Origin of the sequence: Halorussus sp. MSC15.2 (genome assembly GCF_010747475.1) — an archaeon.
Lineage (GTDB): Archaea > Halobacteriota > Halobacteria > Halobacteriales > Haladaptataceae > Halorussus.
Genome location: NZ_VSLZ01000002.1, coordinates 170,218 through 188,955, shown reverse-complemented (window position 1 = coordinate 188,955; position 18,738 = coordinate 170,218). Strand labels below are relative to the sequence as shown.

The 18,738-nt window shown below is 64.6% G+C and carries 12 protein-coding genes, 2 tRNA genes and 1 pseudogene; 1 reads left to right on the top strand and 14 read right to left on the bottom strand.

All coding sequences use genetic code 11. From position 1 onward, the window contains the following. Position 1 precedes the first annotated feature (1 nt). The 6 genes from FXF75_RS08095 to FXF75_RS08070 form a co-directional block, all read right to left on the bottom strand. Complete coding sequence (locus FXF75_RS08095; protein WP_240334580.1) at positions 2-961, bottom strand: ABC transporter permease; 960 nt, start codon at positions 959-961, stop codon at positions 2-4. Further along, entirely contained in the window at positions 961-1,950 is a 990-nt protein-coding gene (locus FXF75_RS08090) for an ABC transporter permease (RefSeq protein ID WP_240334579.1), read from the bottom strand. Before FXF75_RS08090 ends, FXF75_RS08095 begins: the two co-directional genes overlap by 1 nt. Positions 1,951-2,131: 181 nt before the next feature. Then, entirely contained in the window at positions 2,132-4,195 is a 2,064-nt protein-coding gene (locus tag FXF75_RS08085) for an ABC transporter substrate-binding protein (protein ID WP_240334578.1), read from the bottom strand. A gap of 144 nt (positions 4,196-4,339) precedes the next feature. Further along, complete coding sequence (locus FXF75_RS08080) at positions 4,340-4,618, bottom strand: hypothetical protein (RefSeq protein ID WP_163521388.1); 279 nt, start codon at positions 4,616-4,618, stop codon at positions 4,340-4,342. Between the two features lie 53 nt (positions 4,619-4,671). Next, positions 4,672-5,364: a type 1 glutamine amidotransferase domain-containing protein gene (locus FXF75_RS08075; protein WP_163521387.1), complete on the bottom strand. Its 693-nt coding sequence runs from the start codon at positions 5,362-5,364 to the stop codon at positions 4,672-4,674. Between the two features lie 453 nt (positions 5,365-5,817). Then, positions 5,818-5,892: transfer RNA gene (locus tag FXF75_RS08070), tRNA-Met, on the bottom strand. 295 nt (positions 5,893-6,187) lie between these two features. Here FXF75_RS08070 and FXF75_RS08065 point away from each other — a divergent pair. Continuing rightward, positions 6,188-8,554 (top strand): DUF2298 domain-containing protein, encoded by a 2,367-nt coding sequence (locus FXF75_RS08065; protein WP_163521386.1) that lies wholly within the window; start codon positions 6,188-6,190, stop codon positions 8,552-8,554. Between the two features lie 206 nt (positions 8,555-8,760). On the opposite strand, the gene FXF75_RS08060 is transcribed toward FXF75_RS08065, so the two are convergent. The 8 genes and pseudogenes from FXF75_RS08060 to FXF75_RS08025 form a co-directional block, all read right to left on the bottom strand. Then, entirely contained in the window at positions 8,761-8,919 is a 159-nt protein-coding gene (locus FXF75_RS08060) for a hypothetical protein (RefSeq protein ID WP_163521385.1), read from the bottom strand. Positions 8,920-9,029: 110 nt separating this feature from the next. Further along, a complete protein-coding gene (locus tag FXF75_RS08055) occupies positions 9,030-9,359 on the bottom strand; it encodes a HalOD1 output domain-containing protein (protein WP_163521384.1) in 330 nt (109 codons plus the stop codon). A gap of 112 nt (positions 9,360-9,471) precedes the next feature. Next, positions 9,472-12,777 carry a PAS domain S-box protein gene (locus FXF75_RS08050; protein WP_163521383.1) on the bottom strand — a complete coding sequence of 1,102 codons (3,306 nt, stop codon included), beginning with the start codon at positions 12,775-12,777 and terminating at the stop codon, positions 9,472-9,474. Positions 12,778-13,000: 223 nt separating this feature from the next. Continuing rightward, on the bottom strand, positions 13,001-13,549 hold the full coding sequence (locus tag FXF75_RS08045) for an iron transporter (protein ID WP_163521382.1): 549 nt from the start codon (positions 13,547-13,549) through the stop codon (positions 13,001-13,003). Between the two features lie 331 nt (positions 13,550-13,880). Then, positions 13,881-13,951: transfer RNA gene (locus FXF75_RS08040), tRNA-Gly, on the bottom strand. A 42-nt stretch (positions 13,952-13,993) separates the two neighbouring features. Then, the gene (locus FXF75_RS08035) at positions 13,994-14,710 is read right to left on the bottom strand and encodes a class I SAM-dependent methyltransferase (RefSeq protein WP_163521381.1); all 717 of its coding nucleotides are present in this window, start codon (positions 14,708-14,710) and stop codon (positions 13,994-13,996) included. Positions 14,711-14,809: 99 nt separating this feature from the next. Then, the gene (locus FXF75_RS08030) at positions 14,810-16,957 is read right to left on the bottom strand and encodes a type II secretion system F family protein (protein WP_163521380.1); all 2,148 of its coding nucleotides are present in this window, start codon (positions 16,955-16,957) and stop codon (positions 14,810-14,812) included. Then, positions 16,957-18,611, bottom strand: a pseudogene (locus FXF75_RS08025) (type II/IV secretion system ATPase subunit). Before FXF75_RS08025 ends, FXF75_RS08030 begins: the two are co-directional and overlap by 1 nt. Between the last annotated feature and the right edge of the window lie 127 nt (positions 18,612-18,738).

The following is an 18,738-nucleotide window of genomic DNA, read 5'->3' as shown; positions in this document are numbered from 1 at the left end:
CTTAGCTGTCCTCCTGCGGGTTGGTCACGTCCTCCATCGAGAAGCCGACGAAGTAGAACGCGGCCGCGACGAGCATGATGCAGGCCCCCGGCGGAACGAGCCACCACCACGCGTCGAAGACGTATCCGTTCGACTTGATGTTCTGGAGCATCAGGCCCCACGAGTTGGCGGTGAAGTCCGCCAGTCCGAGGTACGCCAGCGACGCCTGCGACAGGATGGCGATGGCGGCGTCCTGCGCGAGGAAGACGAACGCCAACGGCAGGACGTTGGGCATGATGTGTCGGAACACGATTCGCGTGTCGCTCGCGCCCGCGACCTTCGCAGACTCGACGTACGAGCGTTCCTTCAGCGAGAGCGTCTCCCCGCGGATGATGATGCAGTTGTTGAGCCACGAGGTGACCGCGATGCCGAGGATGATGTTCGTCGTCGTGATACCTCGAATCGCCACGAGGACGATGAGGAACGGAAGGAACGGCAGGCCGTACATCACGTCGACGATGCGCTGAATCATCTCGTCTATCCACGTGTTCCCGTAGAAGCCGCTGACGAGTCCGAGCGGAACGCCGACGAGACTCGACAGGAGTCCCGCGGCGAAGCCGATGTACAGCGCGTCGTCGGCGGCGTGGATTATCAGCGTCAGGATACCCTCCCCGAGGTAGTTCGTCCCGAGCGGGGCGAAGAACGGGTCGCCGAACGCCGGCGGGTGGGGAAGCGACTCGGCCTGTTCGGCCGTCAGTCGTCCGGGTTCGGTTCCTAGATACGCTCGCCACTCCAGTGAATGGGGAGCGAACACGTCGGGGAACAGCGCCCAAGTGACGAACACGACCATGATGACGATACCGAGGACACCCATCTTCTCCTCGGTGAACCGGTCCCATCCTCGGCGGAACCGCTCGATTCGGGGTCGCCAGCGCTCCTTCAGCGAGTCGAACTGCGAACTGCTCTCGGTTTCGGCGGCCATCAGGAATCACCCCCGAACTTGATGCGCGGGTCGAGATACGTGTACGCGATGTCCGTCGCGAGTCGCATGACGACGATGAGGACGGCGAGCATGAAGAACGCCGCCTGCGAGACGGGGTAGTCTCTGCTCAGCACCGACGTGACGATGACCTGCCCGAGACCCGGCCAACTGAACACGTTCTCGATGATGACACTGCCGTCGAGCAGGAACGCGAGTCCGACAATAGCCTGTGTCGCGACCGGAATTAACGCGTTTCGCGCGGCGTGCTTTATCATGACCGTCCGTTCGCTGAGTCCCTTCGCCTGCGCGAGGAACACGTAATCCTCGCTGGTCACGTTGTTCATCGCGGGTCGCATGACCAACATGGCACCGACCCACGAGACGAACGCGATGCTGACGAGCGGGAGGGTGATGTGTTTGAGCACGTCCACGATTATCGACATCGTCGTCCACTCGAAGTTGGCGAACTTGGTGAACATGTACGTGCTCGGTAACCAGCCGAGTTCGTAGTTGAACAACCAGATGAACAACCACGAAATCCAGAACGCCGGCATCGAGTAGACGGCGAGGCTCGTCGTGAAGATGCTCTTGTCCTTCCGCGTGCCACGCCACCAGCCGAGGTACATCCCGACGAGCGGACCGACGATGAACTGGACGATGAACGCGCTGCCGAACAGTATCATCGTGCGCGGAAGCCGTCGGATGATGATGTCCCAAACTGGCTCTTTGTACGTCGGCGACCGTCCGAACTGGCCGGTCTGGTAGTTAATCATGAAATCGACGTACTGTCTCCAAAGCGGTTCGTTTAGGCCCCAAGTCTCTCGCAGCCTCATGATGTCGTCCTGGTCGAGTTCCGGGGTAATCATCGAACCGATGAACGAACCCGGCATACTCCTGATGAGGACGAAGAGGAGCGACATGATGACAAGCAAGGTCAGATAGGACACGACCAATCGCTTGCCCAAGTATCTTGCACTAATTCGTGTCATTGTTTACTTCGATTACGTTGTGGTTTCTTCTTTCGATTGTGACTCCGGCAAATACGTGCTGTTCATGGAGCAGGTTCGTTATGAATGTGATGATTTAGCACGTCACGGACCCCTCTCAGGCCGACGAGTTACTAGGAGTGCATCCCGTACGAAAACGCCGCGAGAGGGAGAGCCGAGGTCGCTACTCCTTCAGGTGGATGTTGTTCAGCGCGGTGCCGAAACTCGCGTACGGCGGGTCCACGAGTCCGTCGATGAATCCGCCGAACTTCTCGGTGTTGACCGGCCACTTCATCTTCTCGTAGTCCATGAGGAAGTACGGCATGTCGAGGTAGATGCGCTCTAGGGCCTTCGCGCTGAGTTTGTCACGCTTGTCGGGGTTCAGTTCGGTCCGCGCGTCCGAGAGCAGTTTGTCGGCACTGCCGCCGGAGAGACCGTATCCGACCGCGTTGTACAGCGTCGATTCGACGTTGAGTTTGTCCGATTTGTGGTCCTTCTTCGAGAGGTCGTCGGCGTTGTCCGAGTGGAAGAAGGCGTAGGCGGAACTGCCGAACGGACCGGTGCCGCCCCAGCCCATCGGGTAGATGTCGAAGTCCTCCTGCTGGTACACCTTCGACAGCATGGTGTTGAACGACAGCGTCTGGGTCTTCACCGGGATACCGACGGTCTTCAGGTTGTCCGTCCAGCGCTGGATGGCCTTCGCCTCCTTCGGCGTCTTCTTCGGCGGGTCGATGAAGATGGTAATCGGTTCGCCGTCCATGACCTCGGGGATGGTCTTGCCGTCCACGCGAATCTCCTTGTCGGCGCTCTGGTGGTCCTTGAGGACCGACGATTTGACCTTCCCGAAGGTGTAGTCGTACTTCGCTTCCGACTGGCTGGCTTTGATGCCCGAGAGGCTGCCGGGGTAGTCCTTGCCGGCGTACGTTCCCGAGGAGCCGTCGATGACTTTTCCGTCGGTGATGAACTTGCGGATAGCCTCCACGTCGGGCACCGCCGCCTCTGCCGACCGGAAGTCGAAGGCGTTGGTAGCCGGATGGGTCAGCATCTCGTCCTCGCTGGCGAACTGGTAGTCCGGACGCGGTGCGGGATACCCCGGCGTCTGGGCGAAGTCGCCTTTGATGGCGTTGTTCTGGAGCAGCCGTTGAATCCAGAAGTACTCGTCGAACAGGAACGACATCGTCTGCTTGAACGCGACGTCGTCGAGCGGCTTGCGGCGACCGTTGAACCCGAAGTAGGAGAAGCCACTCCCGATACCCTTGACGAGACCCATCCCGTCGTTGTTCTTGACCTTCGAGAGCTTCGAGGTCTTCATGCTCCCGTAGTGGGTGTCGATTTCGCCCTGCAGGAACGCTTGGGTCATCGCGGTCTTGCTGCCGTAAATCTTGAAGTTGACCTTGTCGAGGAACGGCCCGCCAGCGATTATCTGTTCGTGTTCCTTCCGCCAGTCGAGTTGACTGAGCGTGTCGTAGTAGTGCTCGTTGTCGAGAACGAGCTGCATCGAGGTGTCGGGCTGGAACTTCGTGAGCCGACCCGGGCCGAGACCGACCGGACCGTGGTCCGGGTTGGCCTTCATCGGGTCGTACTTCTTGAAGTCCTTCCCTTCCCACTTGTGCTTGGGGAGCAGGGGAAGCGTCCCGAGGGTGTCGTACTCCCAGTAGCCGATTGGCTTGTTGAGTTTGAGGGCGAAGTCCCAGTCGCTCTTCGAGGACTCCTTGATGCTCTCCATCGGTTCGATGGTACTCGCGTACTGGCCCGGCACGTTCTCCATGCAGTAACGGAACGTGAACAGGACGTCTTCCTTGGTGAAGTCCTCGCCGTCGTTCCACTTCAGCCCCTTCTGCATGTTGAAGTAGATGGTCGGCTTGTCGGACTTCTCGATGGTCCAGTCGCTGAAGACCCACGGTTTGACCTCGTTGGCGATGGGGTCGAGGGCGACGCCGGACTCGTAGACGCGGAACAGGGCGACGCCGGAGTAGACCGAACTCGCCACGAGGACGTTCGACGAGTCAGGTTTCGCGGACATCCCGTAGGTGAGCGTCCCACCTTGCGGGATATCCTCGGAGGACCCCGTGACCGTTTTCGGTTCGGAATTCGTCGTCTCTTCGGTCGTGGAGTCGGCCGTAGTCGTCTGGTCACCGCCACCGCTACAGCCTGCAAGAGAGAGGGCGACGGCACCAGCACCACTCGCTTTCAGGAACTTTCGTCGGCTATCGTTCGCACCATCCGATCGGTTGCGCCGGTGTGGCATACCACATTGGTATGCAATCATGCATTTAAATCTACTGATTACCGTATGAACAATCGATAACGAAGCGGGAAACGGAGTAACGGAGGCTGAAGTGGGCGATTCAGTCGGGCGATTCCATCGGTACGCGGAGCTTGAACCGTCGTACTACTCCCCTAACCCCTCACCGTGGAGACCCATGTAGCCGAAGTAGACGGTAGAGGCCGCCGCCATCGACGCCATCGTTATCCAGAGTTTCGGCGTGAGTGCGCTCGGGTTCGACTGCGCCCAGAAGATGCTCATCACCGACCACAGCAAGGCGACGGCGAACCCGAGCGTCATTATCCACGTACCGAGTAGCCGTCTCTCGGTTCGTGCGGCGAGGAGCGCCGCCGTCATCAGGAGACCAGCGATGATTGCGAACACGCCGCGAGTGTCTAACGCCATCTCTCTTAGCGTATCAGTGGGGAGACGAAACTGATAAAAGTGTGCTTTCGGTGCTACGCGGTTCTGGTGACTCCGAGCGCTTCGACGAGCGCCGTCGCGCCTGCGTGTGACGATTCTGGCCCTCTTGCGGTGAGCAGGTCTCCGTCCACGGTGACGCTCTCGTCGGCGTCGAGTTCGGCGTCCCAGTTCCCGCCCGCGGCTTTCACCTCGTCTTCGACCCAATACGGGAGCTTTCGGCCGTCTGGCATCCGGTCGTGGTCGTCCACGATTCCCTCCTCCCACTCGTTGGGGAAGCCGGTCACGTCTCTCCCGTCTACCAGAAAGTCACCGTCACTGTCACGGGTGAACGCGAGCAGCCCCACCGCGTGACACAGGACCAACGCCTTCCCGCCGTCGCCCTCGACGGTCTCGCGGAGCAGTTGACGAGCGTGTTTGTCCTGATTCACGTCCCACTCGGTGCCGTGTCCGCCCGGGAACACCACGGCGTCGTACTGGTCCGCGTCGGCGTTGGCTATCGGCATCGGGTTCTGTAGTCGCTGGTCGTTGGCGTGGACATCTTTGACCCACTCGGCAGTCTCCTCGCCCACGTTCTCTGGGTCGATGGACCGGTCGTCCACGACGGGTTTACCCCCGCTCGGGGTCGCCACGTCCACGCTAGCTTCCGTTTCCGAGAGCGTCTCTAGCGGGTCCACGCACTCTTCGCCCCAGTACCCTTCCTCGCTCACTACGAACAGTACGGACGTCATCGTACCCTAGTAGCTCGCGACGTTCTATAAATGCGTGGCCGCACCGGACGCGGCGCGCGAGTGCGCAACGGCTGCTCGGACGAGATTGAACAAAAGTAATTGTAAGAGTCCCTGCTGCGAATCGGAGTCCACGGGCGACGATTCCCCGTTTTCCGCACCGTCAGGTCCGGTTCGACGCACCATCGAAATTTCATAACCATACCACCGGTGAATTAAATATACTGTTGGCTATGCAACCGGAGGTAGAATATATAATCTGCAGTACTCTCGGGCACAAACCGGAATCGGAAACGGAGCCTTTCGTCGGTTACGCTTTCACGAAGTGGATTCGAACTACGCAGAAGATACTCGCTGTGCTGCGCGTGTATCGTTCGAATCTACTCGGTGCCGGTTTGGCGGATTTACGACTCGACCGAGTGAGAAATGGACCGTAGAATTACGTTCGGCGAAACATAGCGGGAGGTAGATTTGAACTACCGATCTGCGGGTTATGAGCCCGCCGGAATCTCCTGGCTATCCCATCCCGCTACTATCTCGTAGAGCCGTCCCACGGATAAGAATTGTGATTCCTGCGCCGTATGTGAATTTATGCCGATGCCGAGGTTCGTTGTGGACGGTGTTTTCGGGGGCGTAACTTCGGGGGAAGGATGCGGCGTCGCGTCGGCATCTCTTCGTCGTGCCGGAGCGGTGGCACCGCGTGGAACGCTCGGGGTGGCTCTTCCACAGTCGGCAGTGTACGCCCTCCTTACCCCGCTGACTTACCGAATCGGGGTTGGTACGAACCCCAAGAGGTTTATCGCTCGGTCGCACGCCTACAAACCGAATGGAGTACGCGCTCGTCCTGCTGTGGTTCGCCGTCTTTCAGGCGCTCGCGTTCGTCACGCTGCCGCTCGCCGCCCGACTGTTCCCGAGGTTCCCCGACCGGGGCGCGGCCTTCGCCCTCCCGGTCGCGCTGGTCGTCACGACCACCGTCGCCTACTGGGTGGGGCACGTCGCGTTCGGCCGGTGGACCGCGTTCCTCGCGGTCGCAGTCGTCGCCGGGATTTCGGGGTTGCTTCTCTGGAGCGACCGGTCGCTACGGCCCGACCGCGACGCTCACCGCGGAACCGGAATCCGTCCGCGCGCGTACGCGGAAACGATGATAGTATTCGGTATTGCGTTCGCACTCCTCGTCGCCGTCCGGGCCGTGGACCCGTCGATACATCCCGGCGGCGGCGAGAAGTTCCTCGACTTCGGCATCCTCAAGTCGCTGTTACGGGCCGACGCGCTGCCGCCCGAGGACATGTGGTGGGCTGGCGAACACGTCCTCTATTACTACGGCGGCCACCTCGCGACGGCCGTCCTCGCGCAACTCACGGGTACCGAGGGCGAGTTCGCCTACAACCTCGCGCTGTCGGGGTTCTACGCCACGCTCGTCACCGCGGCCTACGGACTCGCCGGAGCGATGGCCGACGCTCGCGGCGTCCCGCGCCGGACCGCGGGCGCGTTCGGGGCGTTCTTCGTCGGGTTCGCGGCCAACCTCGTCACGGCGGTGACGGGTCTCGTCTGGCTCCTCCCTGACTCGATAGCACAGGGGGTCGCCGACTGGGTTGCCCGACCCATCGCGGAATCGACCTCGGGCGAACTCGTGACCGAAGGGCTGGACTCGTTCGGCTACTGGGGACCGAGCCGGGTGATACCGGGAACAATCAACGAGTTTCCGCTGTTCTCGTTCGTCAACGGCGACCTCCACGCTCACATGGTCAGCACGCCGTTCCTGCTGTTGGTCGCCGCGCTCGGATTCGCCTACTACCAGTCCGGTCCCGGCGCGCTCCGGCGACGACGCGCCCTCGCGTTCGGCGTCCTCCCGGTCACGGTCGGCCTGCTCGGACTCGTCAACGTCTGGAGCTTTCCGACCGGACTCGGCGTGGTGTGGCTCGCGCTCGTGTTCTCGCCCGCCGACCCCGTGACGCTGTTCCCCGGCGTCGCGACCGACGACGCGGCCGAGCCGGTCGCCGACGGCGGCGGTACCGCGTCCGGGGCGACGGTTCGAGTGCTCACCGAGACCCGCCGAATCGCCGGTTCGTTCGCCGCCACCGCCGTCGTCGCCGTCGTGGCGGTCGCGTGGGTCGCACCGTTCGTCTTCGGCATCCTCCTGCGCTCGACCGGTAACCGGAGTATCGCCTTCCTCCCGGACCCCGCCAGTGCGGTCGGTCTCCTGCTCGTCCACGGGGCGTTCCTCGTCGTGTTCGCGGCCTACCTCTGGCCCAGAGCGCGCGCGGCGTTCGACGTGGACGGCGTTCGGTTCGGACTGTTGGCCGCGGCGCTGGCCGCGGCCGCGTGGGCGATGAACTACGCGGTGCTGGTACTGGTCGTCCCCCTGCTGGTTGTCGGATGGGTACTGCTCCGGACAATCGGCGACGTCGCCGAGGCCGAGGGCGGTGTCGGCTACGAGACGGTCCTGCTGGTGGCGGGGGCCGGACTCGTCACGCTGGTCGAGTTCGTCTACGTGAAAGACAGCGCCGCTGGCGGTCGGTTCAACACGGTCTTCAAGGTGTACATGCAGGTGTGGGTCCTCTGGGCGACCGCCGCGGGGACCGCGCTGGCGGCGCTCGTCGCGTCGACGGGACCGACCGACTGGACGCTCCCCGGCGTCGGCATCGAGCGCTCGCAGGTCATGGGCGCGCTGGCGGCGGTCCTCGTGGCTTCGACCGCGCTCTACGGCGGATTCGCGCTGGGCGGTCACTTCACCGCCGACCAGCACCGGACCGACGACCCTACGCTGGCCGGGAAGGCGTACGTCGAGGACCACCACCCCGGTGAGGCCGCCGCTATCGCGTGGCTCGACGACAAGGAGGGTCAACCGCACATCGTCTCGCCGCCCGGTCGCGAGGTGTACGCGTGGAGCAGTCCCGCCTCGTCGCTGACCGGCCTGCCGACGGTCATCGGGTGGGTCTACCACGAGGGTATCTACCGCGGCCACGACACTGCGAAGTTCCGCGCCGAGACGGTGGACCTCATCTACACCGGAACGTGGGCCGACCGGGCCGAACTGCTCCGGAAACACGACGTGAAGTACATCTACGTCGGTCCCCGCGCCCGCGAGCAGTACGCCGACGAGAACCTCCAGTTCGGGCAGTATCCGGGTATCGAACCCGCGTTCGACGAAGGCGACGTGAAGATATATCGCGTCAACCAGTCGGACCTCTGAGGCGACCGCTGCATCGAATCACTGCGGGCGACCGACTCTCGACGGACTGGCGGCCCGGGTCAACGAGGAGTACCGTCACGCACTGCGAAAAGCAGCCGACAGCGTTCTGGAGACCCTGATTCACGAAGAACGGTCACCAATACGACGAATAGTTAGCATCACGAGAATCGGTCTCGGTCACGGAGAACGATTCGTCGTCCGTCCCGTCAGTCGTCGGCGTTCCGCTCGGCGAGCCACGCCGAACGACACGCCTCGCAACAGAAGTCGTGAATCACGACCCGCCCCTCGTCGTCGCGGACGGTCTTGACCGGATGCCACTCCCCGGAGGGGACGACGGCACCGCATCGGGCACACTCGTCGCTCATAGCGTCGGCGTCACTCGGTCGCTCGTCGGTCGTGGTTCGAGACGAATCACAACTACGTTGCATCGGCCCTCTGTCTTCGGTGTCGCTCGTCCGTCATCGTCGGGAGTGACTCAGGAGCTATCTTCGAAATCGGTTCCGAGACGGTGAACGTCCTCGCTCCCGTCGTCGAGTTCGGTCGTCGCGTCGCGCTCGGAAACCTCGACCTCGCCGTTCCCGTGTACGACCACGTCGCACCCCGCGAAGGTGAACTCCACGTGACCCCGATTTCGTCCGCCGGCACCGGTCGCGGTGAACAGGCGGTCGAGTGCGTCCGGGTCGATGACGTGGTACAGCGGTCCCACCTCGGTCGGGTCGTTGCCGGTCTCTTCGGCGACGGCGGTGATGACGCGGTGGCTGGTCGAACACTTCTCGAGGGTATCCCCACTTACACTCTGACTCATTCTATACTCGTTCAGTGGGGTGCGTCGGGGATACCAGTTAGCGATAGATGTATAATCGGTCTCTCGTTCCGGGGGGTATACATCTAAATCGGGCGGAGGAATCGCCGACTGGCTACTCCTCGAACAGGAGACCGAACAGCGTGCGCTCGGCACCCCGAATGTGCCTGCTCACGGTCGGTTGGGACACCCCGAGCGCCTCGGCTATCTCCTCGGCCGTGCTCTCGCGGGGCCACTCGAAGAACCCGCTGAAGAACGCGGTCCGGAGCACTTCTGCCTGTCGTTCGGTGAGTCGTTCGTCGAGTTCGGACTCGAAGTCCTGCCGGGTCATCACCGGTTCGTCGTGTTCCCGTCGAGCGACCAAGTCCACGTCGTCGTAGTAGTCCTCGAACAGGTCCACGAACGTCCGCACGTCCGCGCTCTGCGGGAGGCGAATCACGAACCGGCCTTCGCCCTCTGTCGCGGTTATCGTCTTCGGCATCGCCCCCCGGTCCATCAGCGACCGGAGGAACGACCGGTCGGACAGCGCGCACTCGTAGAGGTACTCGTCGTCGCGCTCGGTCACGAGTCGGACGGACTCTATCCACGGGATGTTCCGCAGGAACTCCAGCGTCTCCTCCGGCGACCGGTCGCGGATGGTGAAGAAGACGTGGAGTCGGCCGTCGCTGCGCTGGACCGCGTTCTCGAACTCGAACTCGGCGTCGGTCTGGTCCACGAACTCCAGAATCGGGTTCCCGGTCCCCCGAATCCGGAAGTCGAGTTCCACCGACCGCTCGCTGACGAGCGCCTGCTTCTGTTCGAGCGCGTTCAGCGCGTAGCCGATGGTCTCGCCGAGTTCGGACAGCACCGCCCGCTCCAACTCGTCGAAGATACCGGGTTCGCCCGCGTAGAGGTTGAGGACGCCCCGAAGTGTCCCGCCGTAGACGACCGGAACCGACGCGCTGGACCGATACCCCCGCTTCAGCGCCTGCTCGCGCCACGGGTCGAACGGCGGGTCGCCGAGCAGGTCGTTCTGGACCTGTATCTCCCTCGTGCGAATCGCCCGACCGGACGGGCCGCGACCCTCCGGTTCGTCGCTGTCGGCGTTCACGTCGATGGTGTCCAGATACCCCTCCTCCACCCCGGCCCACGCCTCGGGCCGGACCTCGTCGGTCGCCGTGTCGTGCGTGCCGAACCACGCGAACCGGTACGGTCCCGACTCCGTCAACCGACTGCACACCGCCTGCATCACGTCCTCCTTCGACGACGCCTGCGTCAGCGCCTTGGTTATCTCCCGAATCACGCTGTTGAGGCGGTTGACCCGTTCGAGTTCCCGATTCTTCGCCTGCAGGTCGTTGCGTTGCTCCCGAAGCGTCTCCTCGCGCTCGGACCGGTCGAACGCCGACCGCAGGTTCGAACTCAGCATGTCGGCGAGCGACCGGTCGGTCGCGTCGAACGCGTTTCGGTCCGGGGACGCCGCGATGAACACGCCGTACTTTCCGAGCGGAACCGTAAGCGCGCTCTGCAGTTCGGCGTCGGCGTCGAGTTCGGAACGGAGTTCGTCGTACTGCTTGGTCTCGCTCTCGACGAACGTCTGCCACGCCACGCCCTCCGCGCGACTCCCGAGGAGCGCGTCGTCGATGTCCTCCCCGTCCCACCGCCGAACAGTCGGAACGAGCGAGTTCGCGTCGTCGTCGTAGAGCGCCACGGCCGCGTTCGGGAAGCCGAGAACTTCGACCGCGGTGTCAACCCCGCACTGGCAGATTTCGGTCCGGGTCTCGGCGTCCGCCAGCGACCGGAACATCTCGTTGAGCGAGGTGAGTTTCTCCTCGCGGTGTTTCCGCTCGGAGACGTCGCGGACGACGCCGACCCGACCGGTCTCGTCGCCGAGCGCGAGCGGCGTGATGCGGACTTCGACGGGTATCGACTCGCCGTCGGCGGTGGGCAACGTCACCTCCGTCGTCACCACGTCCTCGCCGCCTTCGAGGGCGGCCTGTATCTGCTTGGAGTCCTCGTAGAGCGACGGGCCCGTCACCTTCGAGGCGTGTTCGCCCAGCAGTTCCTCGCGGTCGTACCCCGTCAGTTCGACGTAGGCGTCGTTGACCGCGACGAACTGGGAGTCGGCGTCGAGGGCGTACACCCCGTCGCCGACCGCGTCGAGCATCGCCTCGGAGCGTTCGAGTCGCCGCTCGCGCTCGCGGCGCTGGATGACGGTGGCGAGGATGTGGGCCATGCTCTGGACGAACTGCACGTCGTGGTCGGCGTAGGACTGCGGTTCGGGGTCGTGACTCCCGAGGACGCCCCACGGGTCGTCGGGAGAGCCTATCAACGCGGAGATACCGCCGGTCGCGTCGGCCGATTCGAGGAGTTCGTCGCGGGAGAATCGCTCCTCCGTCGTCAGGTCCTCGGTCACGACGGGGTCCTCAGTCAAGAGGGTGTACCCGGCCTGCGAGTCGCGCTCGGTCCCTATCGCGGCCGAGTCTACGATGTCGTCGGGCCACCCCGCGACCGCTCGGGTCAGCAGGTCGTCCGAGTCGGGGCGATACTCCAGCACTCCGGCGTACTCCTGTCCGAGCGCCTCGGCGACGAGTTCGACCGCCTCGTCCATCAGGTCGTCGAGCGGTTCGTCGCCGAGCGCGTGCCGGGAGAACGTCGAGAGCGCTCGCTGTTGGCGAATCCGGTCGTGGAGTTCGGACTCCCGACGCTTGCGGTCGGAGATGTCTCGGACGACGCCGGTGAACAGCACCTCGTCGTCCACGGCGTGCTCGCTGAAGGAGACGCTGAGCACCACGTCGCTCCCGTCGCGGTGTCGGCCGGTGAGTTCGAGGTAGTTCCAATCGACGTGACGCTCCCCGTCTCGGAGGTAGCTCTCGATTCCCTCGCGGTGTCGCTCGGCGAGGTCATCGGACATGAGTTTCGTCAACGACTCCCCGACGAGTTCGTCGGGCGAGTAGCCGAATATCTCCTCGACGGCAGGGTTGGCGAACTGGACGACGCTGTCGGTGTCGATGACGATGACGCCGTCCGAGAGTTCCTCGGCGAGCGCATAGAAGTGGTCGGTCTCGACGCCGCCGTCGGTGACTGCCCCAGGCGCGGCGGCGTCCTCGATTCGTCGCGAGAGCGCGCGGACGGGGTCGGGTTCCCCTCTCGGCAACTGACCGCCGGTTCCGTCGGGTGGTCTCCCGACGCCGGTATTCGCAATAGTGGTGACTCTCACGTCGGAGTTCTCGCGCCGGAGTTCGCTCGCGGACTCCGGACCACCGACCGCCGGGTCGAGGACGACGCGGTCGATTCGCTCGGCGCGGACCGCGGTGCGCGCAGCATCGACGCCGGTGACGAACGAGAACGACACATCGGGACGTTCGGCCGCGAAGAGCGATTCGAGGAGTCTCCCGACCACTCGACGCGGGGTGACGTAGAGGACGCGTACCCGGCCGCTCATCGTTGCGTCGGAGTGCGAAATACGTTCATCACTGAGCAGGTATCTGTCGTAGCGTGAGTGTACGCAGTCGGCGGGGATACGTATTCGTCATTAGATACTCCGTTCCGGTAGAAAAACAACACGGCCCAACCTGTTAGATATTCACACTTTGCGTCCGGAGAGAACCCTCCGGAACGTCGCGGTTCGATACGTCTTCTCGCAGAAATCGCGCTACTGCACCCGATTATCCCTGTCCCGTCTCGATATCGACGTTCTCGAACACGGCTTCGACCGTCTCGCCGTATCGGTCGCCGTTCTTCTCGTCGTGGCGCTTGAACGTCGGCGGTTCGACGCGCACGTCGATGGTGTACGTTCCGCCCTCGGGCACCGTCAGGTTCTTGCCGTAGTGGTAGAGACCGGGGTGCCAGACTAGCGGTACCGTCGTCGGACCGACTTGCTCACCGTCCTCGGTGGTCAGCGTCGCGACGACGGTACACCCCGGGACGAACCGGCCGTCCTCGGCGTCGGCGACCGCGACTTCGAGGTGACAGTTCTCGTCGTCCGGTTCCATCCACTCGGACCGTCCCTCGTCCTTCAGGACGTACATCCCCTCGGCCTTCTCCTGTGCGAATCCGACCACGTAGTCGCCGACTTCGGTCTTGCCCCCGGTGTGAGCCACCTCGTTCGCCATGTAGTCGAGCGCTTCCTGATAGGCGTCGCCCGCCTGCTGTGCGAGGTCGAGTTGGGTCTGGTCCACCTCTTCGCTCGTCTGCTTGGCTGGATTGTCGGGCATCGCTGGGATGGAGCCACGACAGGTCCGAGATTAAGGGTTGTGGCGGGACGCCACAAGCGGAGACGGTCGCCGGGAGACCGACTACGCCTCCTCGCAGTTCCGGCACCTGTGTTCGTAGAGGATAGTCCGGTCCACGCCGTCGAGGATTCCCCGACCGCAGGGGTCGCTCACGAATCGTGACCGAGATTTGAACCGGAGCGAGACAGTCCGACTCTGTCGCGACGCTCCCTGTGTGGCCTGCGACTTGCAGGGTTCGAATCCCCCAGAGCGATGTTCCGGTTCGCGGGGTGGCGAGCAGACGGACTGCTCACCGTATTGCTCACCGCAGAAGTGCGCCGACCGGGATTTGAACCCGGGCCATGAGCTTGGAAGGCTCAGGTCCTACCACTAGACCATCGGCGCTTGCGTCTACATTTCCCACTTTGCCGCCCGGCATTAAGGGCCTTACTGTTTCGCCGCGCGGACCACGCCGTAACAGTTCCCGCTCGACACCTCGAACTCCGCGAGTTCCAGTCCGCTCGCGGCCACGTCGGCCTCGAACTCCGCGGGCGAGTAGATGTGGTAGAACCGTTCGACCGTCTCGCCGCCGGGGAGCGTCCAATCGACCGCGGTGTCGAACCCCGTTTCGCGGCCGTCACCCGCTCGACTGTCCGAGGCGCGCGCCTCGCTCTCCTCCCGGTCGAAGCGGTCGTGTTCGGTGCTCCACGCGCTGACGAGCGCGCGGCCACCCGGCGAGAGGACGCGCGCCAGTTCGTCCAGACTCCCGACGCGGGCGGTCCGACTCGGTAGGTGGTGGAGCGTGGCGACGTACACCGCCACTCCCACCGTCGCGTCCCGAAGGGGCAGGCGCGCCGCGTCGGCCTGCACGAGGTCGGCGTCGAACCCCCGGTCGGCGGCGCGCTCGCGGGCGGTTTCGAGCAGCCCGCGACTGAGGTCCGCGGCGACCACGCGGTCGGCGCGCTCCGCGAGGAGTTCGGCGTGGCGGCCGTTGCCACAGCCGAGGTCCAGCGCCACCGACGCGTCCGGCGACTCCGAGACGAACTCCTCGACCTCCGGCCACGCGTACTCGCGGGTCTCGGCGAAGTGGTCGGCGATGTAGTCGTACGTCGCTCGCACCGCGGCGCGCCCGTCATCCCGGAGGTCTCGGTCCGCCTCGTCCATACGTGTCCGATTGGACCGTGGGACGTGAAAACGCCTCCGGGTTCCCCCGCGACAGTGGACCTGTCCGTGTCGGGCGGCCAGACGGGAGAACGCCGACGCTCAGAGGAACAGGAATACGACGTAGGCGACCCCGAGCAGAATCGTCGCGTGCTTCGCGCCGTTCCGGACGCTCCCCTCGCCCATCTGTCCGGCGACCAGCCCCGAGCAGACCGCCTGCACCAGCGAGGCGTGGAAGAACAGCAGCGTGTACGCCTCGGTATCGACGTTCGAGATGTCCGAGAGGGGACCGCCGCCCCCGACCGGACTCCCCGCGCTCGCGCCCGCCGAGGCCGCCTCCGTCGGCAGATTCGGAATCAGGATGCTGTTCAGCGCGGCGACGATGACGAGGAACACCGCGAACGAGAGGTAGATGATGACGACGTAGGTCAGCATCTCCTGTCGGCGCTTCTGCTTGAGGCGGCGAGTGTCCTGCGCGTCGTCGGCCGCGATGCGGAGGACCCGCGCGATGTCGCCGCTGGCGTGCATCGCGTTAGCGATGAGCGTCACGGTCCGGGTTATCGTGGGCGTGTCGAGGCGGTCCTCGAACCTGTAGAGGGCGGTCTCGGCGTCCACGCCCCACTCGATGTCGGTCCATAGTCGCCGGACCTCGGCGTTCAACGCGCCGAGGTTGCTCCCGGAGACGCGCTCGAAGCTCTCGACCACCGACATGCCCGCCTCGTTGACGCTGGCGAGTCGGTCGAGGAAGTCGGGGACGGCCGCCTCGATGGCCGCGATTCGTCGCCGGTGGAGTTCCTGTACGACGGCGAACGTGCCGACGACGAACAGCGCGGCCTGCACCACGAAGTCGTCGGCGACTTGGAGCGTGAGCGTCCCGTCGCTGAAGTGGGGCCACGCCCGGACGAGAACCGAGAGCAGTCCGAGCGGGACCGTCGCGTAGAGCACCGCGACCGGGTCGTCCCGGAGCGTCCCCACCGGGTCGGCCAGCGCCTCGCGCATCCACCGGACGTTCTCGAAGGCACGGAGGCGCTCGAAGTTCGTGGCGGGGTCACCCGCGGGACGCCCGCCGTCGCCCCGGACGGTCTCGGGTGCGGGGACCGCGTCGTCCGGGCGCTGGACGCCCGTCCGTTCGGCGGTGGGCGCGTCCGTGCGCCTGACGCTCGCCAGCGCCGCGGCCGCGAGGTCCACGTCGCGGTCCTCGCGCGTCGCCCGGAGCGACTCGGTCACGCTGTCGAGGTAGACCACGAATCCGACGTTCGCCAGCGGGACGGCGAGGTAGGTCAGCGCCCGGAGCAGCGGGAGGGTGTCGCCGAGCGCCATCAACCCCATGATGACGAGAACGGTGATGAACAGCAGGGGCGCGACCACGAACACCGAGACGTACCCCTCCGCGAGGGTGGCGAGCAGTTCGAGGAACGCCTCCTGCTGGGCCTCGGCGTCCTCCTGATAGCGCTCGTACTGGCCGTCCAGATACGCCGAGATGCTCTGTCCGCTCTGGAGGACGCTGGCGAGGTTGTCGGCGAACTCGCCGAACTTGTCGCTCGGCGTCTGGTCGGCGAGTCGTTCGATGGCCGACAGCATATCCAGTCCGGCGTAGTCCATCGCCTTGACCGCGACCCCGACCTCCTCGGCGGCCTCGCCGTAGACCGACTGATTTCGGGCCAGCGTCCGGAGGATTTCGGGGAACGCCATCCCGCTGCGCGACAGCGCGTAGACGAACGCCACGTTCCGAGCGATGCTCTCGTCTATCTTGCGTTCGCGGGCGTTCGCCCAGTACGAGAGGTTCTCCCACCGGAGCCAGTAGGTCAGGCCGCCGGACGCCACGCCGAGCGTCGCGCTGCTGGCGAGCAGGAGGGCGAACAACTGTCCGAGCGACAGGTCGGGGAACACCAGCAGGCCAGCGAGGAAGTGGAGTCCGGTCGGGAGCGTCGCCCGCATCGCCTCCGGCGAGACGCGCAGCAGCGCCAACGCGGCCGCGACGAGATAGACGCCCAGCACGCTTCCGACGACCGCGGCGACCCCGGCGTACAGCAGGGTCTTCGCGGCGTACATCTGGTAGGTCTCGCCGACGTGGACCGCCTGCAGGAGGCTCCGGCGCTCTGACTGTCGCCTGCCGTAGTCGGTGACCCACTCGCCGAACGCCGTCAGCGCGACCCGCGTGACGAAGTGGTCGGCCCGGCGCGAGACGGAGACCACCGCCACCGGGGCGGCGAGGACGACGACCAGCGCGAGCGGCAAGAACCCCCACATCAGTCGAACCCGGTCGAAACCTCGGCGTCGAGTTCGATGGTGTCCAGCACGCGGTCCGGGTGAGCGTAGTACTCGTTTATCATCGCGGTGAACCGCCGGTAGTCCGAGACCCCTCGCTCGCGGAGGTACTGGAGGACGCGCTTCCGGTCGCGGAGTTCTTCGAGGAGTTCGCTCCGCGACCACCCCTTCTCGTTCTGAATCTCGTCCAGCACGTTGCTGTCGTTGCGCCGGAAAGCGTCTTCGTTGGCGTCCCACGAGAAGGCCGTCGAGTAGTCGAGGTCCCCGGTCCGCTGGTCGATGCCGTCGATTTCGGCGATGACCCGGTTACGGCGGACGCGCTCGTCGCTGACGTAGGTCAGGGTCTGGACCGAGAGGATGTCGAGGCTCTGAATCATCGCCCGCGGGACGTTGATGGGGTCGTTCTCCAGACGGTTGATGACGGTCTGGACCGAGTCGGCGTGCATCGTGGAGTAGGTCGTGTGGCCCGTGTTCATCGCCTGAAACAGCGTCATCGCCTCCTCGCCGCGGACCTCGCCCACCACGATGTACTCGGGGCGGTGGCGCAGGGCCGAGCGCAGGAGGTCGTACATCGTGATGTCCGCGCTCTCGCCCCGGCGCTCGCGCGTGACCGACGAGAGCCAGTTGTCGTGGTAGAGCGCCAACTCGCGAGTGTCCTCGATGGTCAGCACCTTGGAGCGCGGCGGGATGAACATCGAGATGGCGTTCATCGAGGTGGTCTTCCCCGAGGCGGTTCCGCCCGCGAAGATGAGCGACTTGTTCGACTCGATGGCGAGCCAGAGGTACGCCATCTGGTCCAGACTAAACGTGCCGTACTCCACGAGGTCGATGGGCGTGAACGGTTCGTCGGCGTACTTCCGGATAGTGAACGCCGACCCGCGGGGCGTGACCTCCTCGCCCAGCGCGAGTTCGGCGCGCGACCCGTCGGGCAGGGTGGTCTCGACCACCGGGTCGCCGATGCTGACGTGGCGACCGGACTGCTGGGCGAGGCGGACGACGAGGTTGTCGAGTTCCTCACGGTCGTACACCACGCTGGTCTCGATGTCGGTGTACTCGTCGTGGTAGACGAACAGCGGGAGGTCGTAGCCGTCGCACGAGACGTCCTCGATGTGGGGGTCGGCCATCAAGGGACTCAGTTTGCCGAACCCGCGGAACGTCCGGAAGAGGTAGTAGAACAGGCGGTAGAAGCTGGCGACGCCCACCTCGACGCCGTACATCGAGAGGAGTTCCCGGAGTTCCTCCTTCAGCACGGTCTCCGCGGTGGCCGCGTCGGCGTCCTCGCGGGTCTCCCGGCGGTGGATGAGCGAGTTGCGGATGTCCGAGAAGAGGCGGTCCAGCAACTCGGTTTCGAGGTCGTCCAGTTCGGGTTCGACGACCTGATAGCGGTGTTCGTTCTCCACGTCGTCGTAGTTGATGGAGACGAAGGCGAACGGGGCATCGACCCAGTAGCGGTCTATCTCCTCGTAGCCGTCGAGTCCCGAGAACGAGACCAGCGGTCCGTGTTCGCCGGGGGCGTACTCGTCGGCGAGATGGACGACCCGCGAAGCACCTCCGCGGTCCGCTGGAGGGTGCGCTGGAACTCCCGGATTCGAATCCGCACGTCGTCGGTCCACTCGGACAAAGGTGACTCTGACATGGTGTGTCGGGAGTCGCGGGCGGTCGGGTCGCAGAGACCGCCCGTGACAGTTTACGCGCCACATCACAGCGGTGGTACTTAAATCACCGGACAGGCGACGCGGACTCGGCTTCTCGCTACCGTCGTT